General features: G+C 40.2%; 1 protein-coding gene. It reads left to right on the top strand.

All coding sequences use genetic code 11. The features are described 5' to 3' along the window. Positions 1-377: 377 nt before the first annotated feature. Positions 378-1,204, top strand: an 827-nt coding sequence (locus tag ACS8FD_RS15525; RefSeq protein WP_439276512.1) for a class 1 fructose-bisphosphatase, incomplete at its 3' end; no start/stop codon positions are given.

Below are 1,204 nucleotides of genomic sequence, written 5' to 3'. Positions count from 1 at the left end.
CTTTATTATGAGTTTATATCAAGTCAATCATAACGATTTATTCGTTCACGACTATGACCATGTGTACAGACACGAGGACATTTTGGCACTTATTTGCTACACTTTATCGCAGTAGCCTATGTCATCTTACTTGCTTTCATAAATAACCCACTATCTACGATAATAAGCAGCAAGTCTGACTAAATTATCAATAATAATAGACATAGTGTAGCTGATTTTGCATGCAGGACAAAGATAACGTGCCTGCTATTTGCATATTTACTTATTCAACCAAAGTTTTAGCTGAACATATTCTAAGTCATAAGCTTAATCTAGCGTATTTCTAAACCTTATGATTTTTTATCTTAGACGACTTCTTCCCTTTATTAGGAACTACTATGACGACTTTAGCCCAATATTTAAAAGCACAAAAAACTGACTCTGCCGTAAGCGATGTTATCACTACTGTCACAGAAGTTGGTAAAACCATTTCACAACTGCTCAGAAAAGGAGCGTTAGCAGACATTTTGGGCGAAGCAGGCAATCAAAATGTCCAAGGTGAAGAACAAAAAAAACTGGATGTATTGGCCAATGATTTATTATTAGATGCTTTAGCACAAAACGAACACTGTGCAGGTGTGGCGTCAGAAGAGCTAGATGATGCAACCCCTGCCAATGCAGATGGTAACTTACTCGTATTATTTGACCCACTTGATGGCTCATCAAACATCGATATCAATATGGCGGTAGGCACTATTTTCTCTATACTCCCCTACCAGCGCCAGGGCCAAACGAGTGAAAATAGCGACTTTTTACAAGCGGGCAACGCACAGCTGGCAGCAGGTTACCTACTATATGGCACATCGACCATGCTGGCACTGACGGTAGCGGATAATGTAGTGATGTTTAGCTTAGATCCAGATAGTAACGACTACATACTAGTAAAAGACAATGTACAGATCGACGCAGATACTAGTGAATATGCTATTAACAGCTCAAACTATCGTTATTGGCGTGCTCCTATGCAGCAGTATATTGATGAGCTAACCGCTGGTGATACAGGCGTACGTGGTCGTGATTTTAATATGCGCTGGGTAGCCGCTATGGTTGGCGATGTGCATCGTATACTATGCCGCGGTGGGTTATTCACGTATCCTTTTGATACAAAGTATCCAAACAAAGCTGGCAAGTTACGTTTAATGTACGAAGCCAATCCTATGAGTTT

The sequence above is a fragment of the Psychrobacter sp. 1U2 genome, assembly GCF_051847575.1.
Note: the sequence above shows the minus strand (reverse complement) of the source record. Positions and strands in the feature narration are given on the sequence as shown.